This window comes from Lysobacter sp. F60174L2 (assembly GCF_052547135.1).
Genome location: NZ_JBQWRA010000002.1, coordinates 330,358 through 344,741, shown reverse-complemented (window position 1 = coordinate 344,741; position 14,384 = coordinate 330,358). Strand labels below are relative to the sequence as shown.

At 67.4% G+C, this 14,384-nt stretch carries 10 protein-coding genes and 1 tRNA gene; 8 read left to right on the top strand and 3 right to left on the bottom strand.

All coding sequences use genetic code 11. From position 1 onward, the window contains the following. Nucleotides 1-16: 16 nt before the first annotated feature. The 3 genes from ACT9AS_RS06700 to ACT9AS_RS06690 form a co-directional block, all read right to left on the bottom strand. Nucleotides 17-1,252 (bottom strand): membrane dipeptidase, encoded by a 1,236-nt coding sequence (locus ACT9AS_RS06700; protein WP_445099342.1) that lies wholly within the window; start codon nucleotides 1,250-1,252, stop codon nucleotides 17-19. Nucleotides 1,253-1,334: 82 nt separating this feature from the next. Next, nucleotides 1,335-4,385, bottom strand: coding sequence for a carboxypeptidase regulatory-like domain-containing protein (locus ACT9AS_RS06695; RefSeq protein ID WP_445099341.1), 3,051 nt, complete (start codon nucleotides 4,383-4,385; stop codon nucleotides 1,335-1,337). After that, the gene (locus ACT9AS_RS06690) at nucleotides 4,382-5,863 is read right to left on the bottom strand and encodes a transglutaminase domain-containing protein (RefSeq protein WP_445099784.1); all 1,482 of its coding nucleotides are present in this window, start codon (nucleotides 5,861-5,863) and stop codon (nucleotides 4,382-4,384) included. The genes ACT9AS_RS06695 and ACT9AS_RS06690 overlap by 4 nt, the downstream gene beginning before the upstream one ends. A 237-nt stretch (nucleotides 5,864-6,100) precedes the next feature. Here ACT9AS_RS06690 and ACT9AS_RS06685 point away from each other — a divergent pair, with 237 nt between their 5' ends. From ACT9AS_RS06685 to ACT9AS_RS06650, 8 genes are all read left to right on the top strand, one after another. Beyond that, a complete protein-coding gene (locus tag ACT9AS_RS06685) occupies nucleotides 6,101-7,585 on the top strand; it encodes an SH3 domain-containing protein (RefSeq protein ID WP_445099340.1) in 1,485 nt (494 codons plus the stop codon). Further along, a complete protein-coding gene (locus tag ACT9AS_RS06680) occupies nucleotides 7,582-8,694 on the top strand; it encodes an enolase C-terminal domain-like protein (RefSeq protein WP_445099339.1) in 1,113 nt (370 codons plus the stop codon). The genes ACT9AS_RS06685 and ACT9AS_RS06680 overlap by 4 nt, the downstream gene beginning before the upstream one ends. Nucleotides 8,695-8,696: 2 nt before the next feature. Further along, nucleotides 8,697-9,548, top strand: a complete 852-nt coding sequence (locus ACT9AS_RS06675; RefSeq protein WP_445099338.1) for an SIS domain-containing protein — start codon at nucleotides 8,697-8,699, stop codon at nucleotides 9,546-9,548. Nucleotides 9,549-9,651: 103 nt separating this feature from the next. Continuing rightward, a tRNA-Arg gene (locus tag ACT9AS_RS06670) sits at nucleotides 9,652-9,728 on the top strand. Between the two features lie 76 nt (nucleotides 9,729-9,804). After that, on the top strand, nucleotides 9,805-11,337 hold the full coding sequence (amaB, locus tag ACT9AS_RS06665) for an L-piperidine-6-carboxylate dehydrogenase (protein WP_445099337.1): 1,533 nt from the start codon (nucleotides 9,805-9,807) through the stop codon (nucleotides 11,335-11,337). A gap of 15 nt (nucleotides 11,338-11,352) precedes the next feature. Beyond that, on the top strand, nucleotides 11,353-12,411 hold the full coding sequence (locus ACT9AS_RS06660; RefSeq protein ID WP_445099336.1) for a quinone-dependent dihydroorotate dehydrogenase: 1,059 nt from the start codon (nucleotides 11,353-11,355) through the stop codon (nucleotides 12,409-12,411). Next, nucleotides 12,408-13,475: a UDP-N-acetylmuramate dehydrogenase gene (murB, locus tag ACT9AS_RS06655; RefSeq protein WP_445099335.1), complete on the top strand. Its 1,068-nt coding sequence runs from the start codon at nucleotides 12,408-12,410 to the stop codon at nucleotides 13,473-13,475. The genes ACT9AS_RS06660 and murB overlap by 4 nt, the downstream gene beginning before the upstream one ends. Then, on the top strand, nucleotides 13,475-14,380 hold the full coding sequence (locus ACT9AS_RS06650; RefSeq protein WP_445099334.1) for an EamA family transporter: 906 nt from the start codon (nucleotides 13,475-13,477) through the stop codon (nucleotides 14,378-14,380). The genes murB and ACT9AS_RS06650 overlap by 1 nt, the downstream gene beginning before the upstream one ends. Nucleotides 14,381-14,384 lie beyond the last annotated feature (4 nt).

Here is a 14,384-nt window from a genome sequence, read left to right as displayed (position 1 = left end):
GCCTGCGGCAGGTGCCTCACGGTGCACCCGGCCCAGCGTCCGCGGCATCGCCGGCGGCCTGCCAGACGCGCAGCAGGTTGCCACCCCACAGCCTGGCGATGTCGGAGTCGCTGTATCCCCGCTTGCGCAGTTCCGCGGTGACGTTGGGAGACTCGCTCGCATCCATCCAGCCGGTCACCTCGCCGCCGCCATCGAAGTCGGAGGCGATGCCCACGTGGTCGATGCCGACCAGCTCGACCATGTAGTCGATGTGGTCGACGTACTCCTGCAGCGTGGCCAACGGGTGTTCGCGCTCGATCCGCGCCATGCCGGCGGCCAGAGCCGGCAGCTCGCCGTGGACATCCCAGTCGAATTCCCCGGCGCCCGCCTCGCGTGCGATCTCCTGCTGCAACGCCTTCTCGGCGGCCTGTCGCGCAGGGTCGTGCTTGACGAATTCGTAATAGGCGACCGCCTGCACCACGCCGCCGTCATCGGCGATCGCACGCAGCAGGTCGTCGGGCAGGTTGCGCGGCACGTCCACCAGTCCCCGCGCCGAGGAGTGCGAGGCGAACACCGGTGCCCGCGAGGCGGCGATGGCATCGAGCACGCACTTGTCGGAGGCATGCGAGACATCGACCATCATCCCCAGCGCATTGGCGCGCGCGACCAGAGCGCGGCCGAACTCGCTCATCCCCGGGTCCTGCGCGGAGTTGTGCGCCGGTTCGCCGGCTTCGGTATCCGGATTGGCGCTGCTGCACACCGCGTTGTTGCCCACGTGGGTGAGGCCCACGTAGCGGGCGCCGCGGGCATGGGCAGTGTCGAGGCGCGACAGGTCGTGGCCGAGCGAATACGGATTCTCGATGCCGATCATCGCCGACAGCAGGCCATGCGCCTGGTTTTCGCGAATCTGCGTCGGCGTGGTCGCCAGCCGGATGCGATCGGGATACTTCTCAAGCATCAGCGCGATGGCCGAGTACTTGCGTTCGGCCTGGGCAACGGCATCGGCATAGCCCGCTTCGGTCAGCGGCCCCTGCCCCACGTAGATGATGAAGAACGCGCCGTCCAGGCCGCCGCGCTCCATCTTGCCCAGGTCGACCTTGAGCGCGCTGTCGCCGCCCACGTCGTAGCGTGGCTCGCGCATGTAGTCCAGCGGGATGTCGACATGGGTGTCGAGGGTCAGCAGGTCTGGAGCGGACGTCTGGACCGGCTGCTGTGCGCAACCCGCGAGCGCGCCGGCCAGCGCCGCGCAAGCGACACCGATGCGGATATTCATGTGTTCCTCCTCTTCCCGGCGGACCGTTCGCCGGCCCTGAAAAAAAAAGGCGGCCCGCAGAGCAGGCCGCCAACGGGATGTTTCAGTAGGACAAGGAGAGGATCAACTGCGCATAACGCGGGGACTGCAGGAAACGTTCCTGGCCGAAGAACGGATCGCGCTCGCCCACGCTGGATTCCAGTTCCTGGTAGACCCAGACCGGCTCCTGGTTGTTGAGCAGGTTGTAGACCGCGAGCTTGGCCTGGAACGTCGCCAGCCCGAAGTCACGCTCATAGGCGACGCTGGCACCGATGTCGTAGGTCCACGGCATCCGGCCCTCGCCACCGCGGGGCGAGTGCTCGTAGACGCGGTCGCTGGTGCTCCAGGTATCGCCCAGCTCGGCGCCGTCGGGCGGCGTGCAGTTCTCAACGCACAGGTAGTAGCTGTGGTACAGCTTCCAGTTGTACGGATTGCCGACGCCGAAGCCGGTGATCGGGCCGCCCGACTTCGCGTCCACCGTGGCGCCCACGCGCCAGTTGTCGTTGAGCGCGTAGGTGCCGCGCAGCTTGATCTGGTGGCGGTGGTCGTTGGCCAGCGGACCGTAGCCGTCGCGGTTCACGAACGGGTCGTCGAAGTTCTCGGTGCGGCCGGTGTCACCGAAGTTGGTATCGGTGTTGACCGGACCTTCGGCGTTGCCCTCGTTCCACGACAGCGTGTACGAGCCGTTGAACATCCACTTGTCGTCCCATGCGCGGTCGATCTGGAGTTCGATCGCCTTGTAGGTGCGCTCGGGCTTGGCCCAGCCCATCTGGCCGGTCGGCGTGGAGCTGTCGTACTGCCAGCCCAGCTCGCCGTCCTCGTCCGGACCGTAGACATAGTTGTCGGCTTCGGTCCAGTAACCGCCCTGCGAGGTATCGATGCTGACGTAGCCGTCATCGACGCCGTCGCAATCGGTGTCGCCCCAGATGGTGACTTCCTCGCCCGGGTTGGCCATCACCCAGTTGCTGGCGACGCGGCCGCAGTGGGTGGCGGTGATGTTGATGTCGTCGATCGCGTTGTTGAGCTCGCGGTAGATGCCCCGCACGCCCCACGACCACGCCTGGCTGAGCTGCTGCTGGAAGCCGAGGATCAACTCGTCCTGGTAGACCGGGTCCATGTCGGAATCGACTTCCGCGCGCAGGTCGCCGACGGTGCCGTCGCCCTGGTCGTCGTCGAAGCCCATGAACTCGCCCAGGATCGGCATCGCGTACTCGACGCCGTTGGTCTCGCGGACCTCCCAGCCTTCGAACCCGTAGTAGCTGCGCGCATCGAGCAGCGCACCGCCCTGCTTGATGTTGATGACGTTGGCGACCGGCAGGAAGTACCGGCCGGCGTTACCGAAGAGCTTGGTGGTGCCGTCGCCCTTCATGTCCCACGAGAAGCCGAGTCGCGGCGCCCACATGTCGTCCATCTCGATGTAGGTGGTGCCTTCCGCGTCCTTGTTGTCGAACGCCTCGTTGCGGATGCCCAGGCTCAGGATGAAGTCGTCGGTGATCGACCAGTTGTCCTCGATGTACCAGGCCTGGTTGTTGGATTCGAAGGAACCGGAAATCTCGTACTGGCGGGCCCGGATGCAGGCCGTGTAACCGGCGGGAACGAAGAAGCCACCACAGTTGTCGTTCTGGGTGCCGGCGACGGCGCTGTAGACGTTGTACTGGAGGTTGTCCGGGCCGGAATAGACCTGGCTGAGGTCGGAGGTGTTGACCTCGCGGTCGAGGCCGAACCGCACCAGGTGGTCGCCGAGCGCCCACTCGAAGTCCGCGCGGGTCTGTTCGCGCTCGTCGTTGCGGTCGTAGATGCTGGAGTTGCTGTTGCAGCCCAGCGGCACGCCGGGATCGACCACGCCGGTGCCGGCGGTGACGTAGTTGCAATCCCCGTCGACCGGCGAACCGGCGACGCTGGTGCGCTCGTTGGTGCCGTGCATCAGCTTCATCGACAGGTTGTCGGTGAGGTAGGAGGTCCAGGTCAGGCCCCAGTTCTTGCCGCCGCCCTCGGAGTAGGAGGTGCTCAGCTGCTGGCCGATGGTGCCGGTGTCGTAGTCGTAGTCGTAAGTGGTGCTGTTGACCCGGTTCTCGTTGGAGAACGCCATCAGGCTGAGCAGGTTGTCGCGGTTCACCTGCCAGTCGAGCGTCGTGCCCCAGAAGCCGTCGTCGCTGTTGCCTTCGGTGAGGTTGTTGCCCTGGTTGTCGGTGTTCTGCGGGTCGACCTGGCGCCCTTCGTACATCGCGAAGAAGAACAGCTTGTCCTTCACCAGCGGACCCGATGCCCAGATGTTCATGCGGGTGGAGTCGGAGGTGTCGCGGCTGCGGGTGAGGTAGCGTTCGCCGTCCAGGTAGCTGTCGTGAGCCTCCTCGCGCCAGTTCTCGGGCGTGAGCACCACCTTGGCGCCGGAATGGAACTCGTTGGTGCCGGACTTGGCGACGGCGTTGACCACGCCACCGGTGGTGCGTCCGAACTCCACCGAGTAGCCGCCGGTCTTGACCTGGAACTCCTGGTAGAAGTCGAACGGCGCTTCCGAGAAGCCGACCCGGTTGTAGAAGTCGGTGACGTTCAGGCCGTTGACGTAGAAGGCGTTCTCCGCCACCGACGAACCGCCGAACGAAATGCCGCCGAAGCCGGCGCTGCCGCCGGCCACGCCGGGCGCGAGCAGCGCCACCGAGCTGACGCTGCGCTCCACCGGCATGCGGGCGATTTCTTCCGCGGTCACGTTGGTGGCGGACTCGGTGGAGCTCACGTCGACCGCGTTGATGACCCGCGAGCCGGTGACCTGCACGGTGCCGAGATTGGCGACGCCGTCGCCATCGACGGAACCGACGTAGGTCGCGTTGCCGAGTCCGACCCGCACCTGCACCGGCTCGCCGACCGGCTGGCCGTCGACACTGGTCTGCAGTTGGTAGGTGCCCACCGGGAGGAAGGCGAAGCGATAGCTGCCGCTGGCATCGGCGGTGACGCTGCGGGTGAAGCCGGTCTGCGGATTGGTCACCGTGACCTGCGCGCCGGCCTGGGACTGGCCGATGACCGAACCGTCCTGGGCCAGCGCGACCGGTGCAAGGGACGCCATGCAAAGCCCCATGGCTATGGAAAGCGCGTTTCTACGGAATGCCCTGCTGTTCATGTCCCCTCCGGCGGTGTGATCGTCGATCTGGTTGATGGATTGGTTGTGCTGGGCCGGATTTCGCGTGCCTCGAATCCGTAATCCCACTGGTCGAAATACAGGTTGCCCCCGCTCCACTCGACTTCGCCGCGTTGCGAGTCGACGGTCTCCGAGCGGAAATGGACCTTGGCGGGTTGGAACTGGCTGCCCCAGCCGTCGTTGAACACGATGCGGTAGGCGTCGAGGCCGCCGAGGTAGAACCATTCGAGCTGGGCGTTGCCCTCGAAACGACCGGTGGTCACGTCCATCGGCACCCAGCCGTAGGGCGCCAGGTACACCCAGCCCCAGTCGTGCAGGTTCCAGTAGTCGTGGTCGGGGCCGTCGCCGCCTTCGAACACCATGCCCGACTGCCAGCGCGCGGGGATGCCGTTGAGGCGCAGCAGGGTGATCAGCAGCAGCGTCTGCTGGCCGCAGTCGGCGTGGCCGGCGTGCAGCGCGTAGTCGCTGATGTTGGAGATGGTGGAGTACTCGCGCGCGCCGGCCCACGGAATTTCGTCGACCGCGGCGAACAGCTTGCGGGCGATCAGGTACGGGTTGGTCTCGTCACCGACGACCTTGCGCGAGAACGCGCGCAGCTCGGGAGTAAACACGATGTGCGGCGCGCGCTCGGCCAGGTACGGGGCGAGTTCGGCGATGGCCGGTGCCGGCGTCACCCGGTCGGCATCGATATCGAAATAGCGCGCCAGGATGTCCAGCTCGTAGGTGACCGCGAACTCGGTCGGCTCGCCCGCACGCGCCGGCTGCTCCAGGTAGGCGGTGCGCTGCAGCACCGACTCCGGCGCGACCTCGGCACCGTCCGGATTGCTGTCGACCAGCCGGATGTTTTCCTGTTGCCCGGGGATCGCGCGCGGATACGGGATCCATGCGCGCACCGTCTCGCCGGCGGGCACCGCGTCGGCATCGACGGTGAGGGTCTGGGTGACGCGGATGCGGTGCGAGCCGACGCTGGTGTCGCCGCTGGCCAGCGCCGCTTCGCGCACGCTGGCCTGGTGCGCGTTGGGCGACTCCATCGGTCCTTCACTGAAGGAAGGATCGGGCCGCCTAGCGTTGGCCTCGGGACTCAGGCGGAACAGATTGGATACCGCGCGGTCGAAGTACCACGTGCGGCCGTCGATGACCCGATGCTCCAGCAGGTTGGCCTGCTTCCAGCGTGCGAACTCGTCGTCGCGCAGGTCGGGAATGCGTTCGCCCAGGCGCTTGCGGACCTCGGCCTCGTCGCGGTGGAAGTCGATCAGGATGCGGCGCATGCGCTCGCGCTCGAACTCCAGCGCCTTGCGGGTGTCCGCGGGCAGCGACGCGTCATCGAGGCTGCCGGCGATCATGGCCTCGGCCTCGGCGAAGTGGCCGTCATCGACCAGTTCGATGACGGCGGGCAGCGACGCGGGCTGCTGCGCGGCCACGACACCGCAGCAGCACAGCAGCGCCAATGCCAGCCCCATCGACCGGATCGACACCGCCCCCTTCCGGCTTCGTCGCCTGGCCTGCCGCACCGTCGCGGCCGTTGTCTTTCGCACCGTGTCCATCCGCGAGTCTTCCCCACCCGGGTTTTGCAGTGAAGATGGGTGTGTAGCACGGGCGTCATGGCCGGTCAATAATTTATTCTTTTATGGTGTGATATAAGAATGATGTATTCCGCAGCGCACAACGAACGCAATGCAGCTCTCACGGGGAAAACCATGACGAGGCGATCGCCACTCCTCACCGCGTTGGCACTGGGACTGGCAATCGCGTTCGGCGCCGCCACGCCATCGTCTGCGCGCGACGCGCCAGCCACTCCGACGTACGAGGTGCCGGAAAGCGGTGTCATCGGCATCCGGGATGCGTACCTGGACCCCGGCTTCTGGGTCGCCCGGATGACCCACCCGGACGGGTTGCTGATGGATCGCACGGCGATCACCGCGCAGAACGCCCGACTGCAGCAGCTCGATCCATCGATGCACGACCTGCGCGCGATCCCGGCCACGCTCGACCGCGCCACCGTGCGCGGATGGATCGAGGATCTGTCGGAACGCCCGACCAGCGAGCGTTTCGATGTCGATGGCGCGCCCGTGCCGGCAGCGACGCTGGACGCGATGGTCGACAACCTCGCGCTCGATGCGATTCCGGCGTCGCAACCGACCCGCCATGGGCTGGTCGTCCATCGTGCGGCGCTGCGTACCTTCCCGACCGCGCAACGCATGTTCAGCCGCGCCGGCGAGACTGACATCGACCGCCTGCAGGAAAGCGCGCTGTTCCCCGGCACGCCGGTGGTGGTCGCCCATGAGAGCGGCGACGGCGACTGGCTGTTCGTGGTCAGCCCGCGCTACGCGGCGTGGATCGAAAAGCGCCATGTGGCGATCGGCAGCGCCGACGAGGTCTTCGGCTACCTCGACCAAGCGCCCTACCGCATCATCACCGGCGGCACCGAGCACACCGTGTTCACCCGCGAAGAGCCGCGCGTTTCGCAACTGCAACTCGACATGGGTCTTCGCGTGCCGCTCTCCGACACGCCGCCAGACAAGGCGGTCAACGGCCAGCACCCGTACACCACGCACATCCTCCGGATGCCGGTGCGCAATGACGACGGCAGCCTGGCCTTCTCCCCGGCGTTGCTACCGCGGCGCCTCGACAGCGCATCCGACTACCTGCCGCTGACGCCCGCCAACCTGGTGCGACAGGGGTTCAAGTTCCTCGGCGAGCGCTACGGCTGGGGCCACTCCTACGATGCACGCGACTGCAGCGGCTTCGTGTCGGAGATCTACCGCAGCATGGGCGTGCAGCTGCCGCGCAACACCAGCGCCCAGGCGGTCAGCCCGGCGCTTCACCACGTCACCTTCGACAAGGACGATGATCGCGCCGCCCGGATGGCCGCGGTGGCGAAACTGCAGGTCGGCGACCTGGTCTACATCCCGGGCCACGTGATGATGATGATCGGTCGCATCGACGGCGCGCCATACGTCATCCACGACACCAATGGCGGCCGCTATCTCGGCGCCGATGGCGAGCTGCACGGCATGTCGCTCAACGGCGTCTCGGTCACCCCGCTGCTGCCGATGATGTTCAACGACCACGAAACCTACGTCGACCGGATGACCAGCATCGTGCGCCCCCACGGCGCACTGGACGGACTCGCGAGCACCCCGACCGATGTCGGAACCAAGACCATGAAGGCCACGCCATGAAGATCACGGAGATCAAGTTCGGCATGCTGCGGGTGCCGCTGAAGACGCCGTTCAAGACCGCGTTGCGCACGGTCGAGCGGGTCGAGGACATCGTGGTGATGGTCCACACCGACACCGGCCACGTCGGCTACGGCGAGGCGCCGGCGACCGCGGTGATCACCGGCGACACCCACGGTTCGATCATCGACGCGATCCACCACTACATCTCGCCGCGCCTGATCGGCGAGGAGATCGCCAACCTCAACCGCATCACCCGGCTGGTCCAGACCTCGATGGAGAAGAACTCCAGCGCCAAGGCGGCGGTGGAGATCGCGATCTACGACCTGTTCGGCCAGCTCTACGACGCGCCGCTGTACAAGATGCTCGGCGGCGGCGACCCGGTCGTCACCACCGACATCACCATCAGCGTCGACACCATCGACAAGATGGTGGCCGACTCGATCAGCGCGGTCGAGCGCGGATTCGACTCGCTGAAAATCAAGGTCGGCAAGGACATCGGGGTCGACATCGAGCGCACCAAGGCGATCTACGCCGCGGTCGAGAACCGCGCCCTGCTCCGCCTCGACGCCAACCAGGGCTGGACCGCCAAGCAGGCGGTGTTCGCGATCACCGCGCTGGAGGACGCCGGGGTCCGGCTGGAGTTGGTCGAGCAACCGGTCAAGGCGCGCGACCTGGAAGGCATGCGCTACGTCACCGAGCGCGTGCACACCCCGATCATGGCCGACGAGAGCGTGTTCGGCCCGATGGAGGTGATCAAGCTGATCAACATGCGCGCGGCCGACATCATCAACATCAAGCTGATGAAGACCGGCGGGATCTCCAACGCCATCCGCATCGCCGACATCGCCGGCATGCACCAGGTCGACTGCATGATCGGCTGCATGCTCGAGTCCAGCATCAGCGTCGCCGCCGCGGTGCACCTGGCGGTGGCCAAGGCCGACGTGATCACCAAGGTCGACCTCGACGGGCCGTCGCTGTGCCAGGGCAACCCGGTCGAAGGCGGGGTGATCTTCAACGAGTCGGAGATCTCGATCACCGACGCCCCGGGACTCGGCATCCGCAGCATCCAGGGACTGGAACCGATCCTGATGGGCAGCGCGGCGGCCTGACCGTGGCGGCGCTGCTGAAGATCCGCGCCGGTCGCGACCAGATGTCGGCGATCGAGCGCCGCATCGCCGACTTCATCCTCGACAACGCCCAGTTGCTGCGCGACTACTCCTCGCAGCAACTGGCCAACGCGCTCGGCATCAGCCAGTCCAGCGTGGTCAAGTTCTGCCAGAAGCTCGGCTTCAAGGGCTATCCCGACCTGAAGTACTCGGTCGGCGAAGCAATCGCCCGCGCCGACAACGGCGACGACGCGACCGGGCCGGATGCGGACGACAGCGAGCCGCAACGCGACTCCGCACTCGAGTTGTGGCGCTGCAAGTCCGAGGCGCAGGAAGAAACCCGCTCGATCAACACGCCCGAGGCGATCGAAGCGGTGGCGGCAGTGATCGCCGACGCCGGGAATCACGGCAAGGTGTTCATCATCGGCTTGGGCGAGGACGACATCCACGCCCGTGCATTCGCACTGCGCTTGTCGCTGCTGGGCATCCTCACCGTGCACAACTTCGATACCGCGCACATGACCGCCAGCGTCTCGGCCGCGCGCACCGGCGACGTATTGCTGGTGTTCTCGGAGCACGGCAAGCAGCCGGCGCTGTGCCAGATCGGCCGGTTGTTCCGGCAACGCGGCGGCAGCGTCGTCACCGTGACCCGGCACACCTCGAACCCGCTGCGGGCGCATGCCGACCTCACCCTGCTGGTGTCGGCGCACGACGACCGCGCCCATATCGAACCTTTGCTGTACCACTCCGCGCTGCAGCACCTGCTCGACCGCGTGTTCGTGCTGCTGTGCGAGGGCGGGCGCGACGAGCAGTTGCAGGAAAACCTGGACCGGATCCGGCCGATGCTGGAGGGCTGAGGCCTGGCGGCCCCGTAGCGGATGGCCACCCGGGCGAATCGGGACAGACCGCTCGCCTCCGAGGGAGGTCATCGCGACCTGTTCCTGCGATAATCGACCGGATGGCCCCGTAGCTCAGCTGGATAGAGCGGTCCCCTCCTAAGGGACAGGTCACACGTTCGAATCGTGTCGGGGTCACCATATCGCGCGCGTCCACGCGCGGACGATCCAATGCTCGTCGCTCGACCCTTTTCTGTTTGTTTCCAAGGAGTTACCCATGACCCACCCCGTCCTCACCGCACTCGGCCTGAACGGCACCGAATCCGGCACCTACCTCGGCAATGGCGAATGGGCCAAGACGAGCGACGCCGGCATCCTGGAGCCGGTCAATCCGACCGACGGCGAGGTGCTGGCGCGGGTCCAGGCGTCCTCGCAGGACGACTACGACACCATCGTCGAGCGCGCCCAGGCCGCCTTCAAGGTCTGGCGCACCACCCCGGCCCCGCGTCGTGGCGAGGCCGTGCGCCTGTGCGCCGACGCGCTGCGCGAGAACAAGGACCTGCTGGGCTCGCTGGTTGCACTCGAGATGGGCAAGTCCAAGCCCGAGGGCGACGGCGAAGTGCAGGAAATGATCGACATCGGCGAGTTCGCCGTCGGCCTGTCGCGCCAGCTGTACGGCCTGACCATGCATTCCGAGCGCCCCGGCCACCGCATGTACGAGCAGTGGCACCCGCTGGGCGTGGTCGGCGTGATCTCGGCGTTCAACTTCCCGGTCGCGGTGTGGGCCTGGAACGCGCTGGTCGCGGCGGTCTGCGGCGACATCACCATCTGGAAGCCGTCGCCGAAGACCCCGCTGTCGGCGATCGCATCGATCCGCATCTGCAACGAGGCGCTGAAGAAGGGCGGCTTCCCGGACATCTTCTTCCTGTTCAACGACGCCGGCACCGAGCTGGCCCAGACCTTCGTCGATGACAAGCGCATCGGCCTCATCAGCTTCACCGGCAGCACCAAGGTCGGCCGCCACGTCGGCGAGCGCGTTGCCCGCCGCATGGGCCGTTCGCTGCTGGAGCTGGGCGGCAACAACGCGATGATCGTCGACCAGACCGCCGACCTGAAGCTGGCGATCCCGGCGATCGTATTCGGCGCGGTCGGCACCGCCGGCCAGCGCTGCACCACCACCCGTCGCGTGTTCATCCACGAGTCGATCCATGACGACGTGCTGGCCAAGCTGGTCGCCGCCTACAAGCAAGTCGAGGGCAAGACCGGCGACCCGATGGACACCGCCAACCTGATGGGCCCGCTCAACAGCAAGGACGGCGTGCAGGCCTACCTCGACGCGATCGAGAAGGCCAAGGCGGCCGGCGGCAAGGTCGAGACCGGCGGCGAGGCGCTGGACCGCAAGGGCAACTTCGTCAAGCCGACGATCATCACCGGGCTGGCCAACGATTCCGACGTCGTGCAGACCGAGACCTTCGCGCCGATCCTGTACGTGATGAAGTTCAAGGACCTCGACGACGCCCTGGCGATGCAGAACGACGTGCCGCAGGGCCTGTCGTCGGCGATCTTCACCGAGAGCCTGAAGAACGCCGAGGCGTTCCTGTCGGCGCGCGGTTCCGATTGCGGCATCGCCAACGTCAACATCGGCACCTCGGGTGCGGAGATCGGCGGCGCGTTCGGCGGCGAGAAGGAAACCGGCGGCGGTCGCGAGTCGGGTTCGGATGCATGGCGCGCCTACATGCGCCGGCAGACCAACACCATCAACTACTCCGACGAACTGCCGCTCGCGCAGGGCATCAAGTTCGACCTCTAGGCCCGAGGGCCGGTCATGTACGCGCTCGCCCGACCCTGGCTGTTCCGGCTCGATGCCGAGCGCGCGCATGACTTCAGCCTGCGGGCGCTCGAGGCCAGCCATCGCAGCGGGCTGGCCGGGCTGCTCGGGCGCGCGCCCGAGCCGTTGCCGACGCGCGTGTTCGGCCTCGACTTCCCGAACCCCGTTGGCCTCGCCGCGGGACTCGACAAGAACGGTGCGCATATCGATGCCTTGATGGCGCTGGGCTTCGGCTTCATCGAGATCGGCACCGTGACCCCGCGACCGCAGGCCGGCAACCCGAAACCACGCATGTTCCGCCTGCCCGAGCAGCAGGCGGTGATCAACCGGCTGGGCTTCAACAATGGCGGCGTCGACGCGCTGGTGCGCAATGTCGAGCGCGCGCAACGCAAGGGTGGCCTGCTCGGCATCAACATCGGCAAGAACAAGGACACGCCCAACGAGATCGCCGAGGGCGACTACATGTACTGCCTGTCGCGGGTCTACCCGCTGGCGGACTATGTGACGATCAATATTTCCTCGCCGAATACCGCCGGGTTGCGCGAGCTGCAGGAAGAGCAACTGCTGCGCCGGCTGATCGGTACCTTGCGCGAGGAACAGGAGCGCCTGGGCGCCAAGCACGGCCGGCGCATCCCGATGCTGGTCAAGATCGCGCCGGACCTGTCGGACGCCGACATCGAGGCCTGCGCCCGCGTGCTGACCGAGCTGGAGGTCGACGGCGTGATCGCGACCAACACCACGGTGTCGCGGATCCCGGTCGAGGGCACGCGCCATGCCGAGGAACAGGGTGGCCTGTCCGGCCGGCCGCTGATGGGCCAGTCGACCACGGTGCTGCGGATGATGCGCACGCGCCTGCCGGAGGCGATCCCGCTGGTCGGCGTCGGCGGCATCCTGTCGGGGGCCGACGCGGTGACCAAGATGGCGGCCGGCGCGAGCCTGGTGCAGTGCTACTCGGGGCTGGTGTACCGCGGCCCGGAACTCGTCGGCGAATGCGTCGAGGCGATCCGCCGACGCAAGTTCGCGCCCAGCCGCGGCCCCGTGCCGCCGGTCGCATGAACGTGCCGGACCCGCTTCCCGCTCCCGACCGCGCCATCCGCATCCTTCGCGACGCCCCGCTGCAATCGCGCAACACCTTCGGCGTGCCGGCCCGCGCGGCCGTGCTGGCCGAGGTCGACGACGCCCGCGCATTGCCCGCCCTGCTGCAATCCCCGGAGTTCGCCGGGCAGGCGCCGCTGGTGCTTGGCGGCGGCAGCAACCTGCTGTTCGTCGACGATCCCGGTCGTCCGCTGCTGGCGCTGACCGGCCGCGACGTACGGGTGTTGTCCGACGACGGCGACCGCGCGATCGTGCGTGCCGACGCCGGCGCACAATGGCATGGCTTCGTCATGGACACCCTCGCCCGCGGCTTTGCGGGACTCGAGAACCTCGCGCTGATCCCCGGCACCGTTGGCGCCGCGCCGATCCAGAACATCGGCGCCTACGGGGTCGAGGTCCGCGAGTTCATCCATGCGGTGGAGGCGTTCGAGCCGGCTACCGGCCAGACCCACCGCTTCGCCCGCGCCGAGTGCCGGTTCGCCTACCGCGACAGCGTGTTCAAGCAGCAGCCCGATCGCTACGTGGTCACCGCGGTGGAGTTCGACCTGCCCCGCAAGCACACCCCGACCCTCGACTACGCCGGCCTGGGCGACGAACTGGCCGCGGCGGGGATCGACCGCCCGACCCCGCGCCAGGTCGCCGATGCGGTCATCGCCATCCGTCGCCGCAAACTGCCCGACCCGGCGGTACTCGGCAACGCCGGCAGCTTCTTCAAGAACCCGATCGTGCCCGCCATGCAGGCCGACGCGCTGGTGGCCGACCACCCCACCCTGCCTGCGTTCGGTGCGGGCGACCCGGACAGCCGCAAGCTGTCGGCCGGCTGGTTGATCGACGCCTGCGGCTGGAAGGGCCATCGCGATGGCGACGCCGGTGTCGCGGCCTCGCACGCGCTGGTTCTGGTCAACCACGGCAGTGCCACCGGGCGGCAGCTGTTCGACCTCGCCCGGCGCATCGCCGACTCGGTACACATCCGTTTCGGCGTCGCACTGGAACCGGAACCCCGCATGATAGGCGCGCACTGGTAATGGCCCTCCCGACCCACACCCGCGCCGCGCTGCTGATGCTGGGCAGCACCGGTTTCTTCGCGGTCATGGTGATCGCGATCCGGCTCGCATCGGAATCGCTGCACACCTTCGAGGTCGCGTTCTTCCGGAGCTTCTTCGGCCTGGTCGCGGCCTTGCCGCTGCTGCTCAAGCACGGCCCGGGGCTGCTGCGGACGCGGCAACTGCCCCGCTACGCGGTGCGCTGCATACTCGGCACGCTGTCGATGTTCTGCGGCTTCTGGGCGATCGGCCACCTGCCGCTGGCACAAGCGGTGTCGCTGTCGTACTCCAGTCCGCTGTTCGTCACCGTGTTCGCGGTGTTCTGGCTGGGCGAGCAGGTCCGCGCGCGACGCTGGTCGGCGGTGGTGCTGGGCTTCGTCGGCGTGCTGGTGATCGTCCGCCCCGGCACCGAAGGCTTCAGCGCCGGGACGCTGGTGGCGGTATCGGCGGCGGTGATCAGCGCCATCGTCGCGATCCAGATCAAGCAGCTTTCCCACACCGAACCGGCCGACCGCATCGTCATCCTGACCACGCTGTTCTGGGTGCCGCTGTCGTTGGGGCCGGCGCTGGCGGTCTGGGAATGGCCGCAGGGCATCACCTGGGTGTGGGTGGTCGCCGCCGGCATACTCGGCACCGCCGGCCACATGCTGTGGACGCGTGCACTGAAGATCGGCGACGTGTCGGCGCTGCAACCGATCAGCTTCATGCAGCTGCCGATCGTCGCGGTGCTGGCGTTCTTCCTGTTCAACGAAGGCGTCGACCGCTGGACCCTCGTCGGCGCCGCGATCATCCTTGGCGCCAACGGCTACATCGCCCACCGCGAGGCACAGCTCGCCCGCCGCGCCGCGACGACCGCGCCGACCAGCGCGGTCAAACCCGGCGAGTAAACGC

Bases quoted from the DNA above. Each gene is read 5' to 3' on its own strand.
- ACT9AS_RS06700 (WP_445099342.1), bottom strand. From the start codon at position 1,252: ATGAATATCCGCATCGGTGTCGCTTGCGCGGCGCTGGCCGGCGCGCTC.
- ACT9AS_RS06695 (WP_445099341.1), bottom strand. From the start codon at position 4,385: ATGAACAGCAGGGCATTCCGTAGAAACGCGCTTTCCATAGCCATGGGG.
- ACT9AS_RS06690 (WP_445099784.1), bottom strand. From the start codon at position 5,863: ATGGGGCTGGCATTGGCGCTGCTGTGCTGCTGCGGTGTCGTGGCCGCG.
- ACT9AS_RS06685 (WP_445099340.1), top strand. From the start codon at position 6,101: ATGACGAGGCGATCGCCACTCCTCACCGCGTTGGCACTGGGACTGGCA.
- ACT9AS_RS06680 (WP_445099339.1), top strand. From the start codon at position 7,582: ATGAAGATCACGGAGATCAAGTTCGGCATGCTGCGGGTGCCGCTGAAG.
- amaB (WP_445099337.1), top strand. From the start codon at position 9,805: ATGACCCACCCCGTCCTCACCGCACTCGGCCTGAACGGCACCGAATCC.
- ACT9AS_RS06660 (WP_445099336.1), top strand. From the start codon at position 11,353: ATGTACGCGCTCGCCCGACCCTGGCTGTTCCGGCTCGATGCCGAGCGC.
- murB (WP_445099335.1), top strand. From the start codon at position 12,408: ATGAACGTGCCGGACCCGCTTCCCGCTCCCGACCGCGCCATCCGCATC.
- ACT9AS_RS06650 (WP_445099334.1), top strand. From the start codon at position 13,475: ATGGCCCTCCCGACCCACACCCGCGCCGCGCTGCTGATGCTGGGCAGC.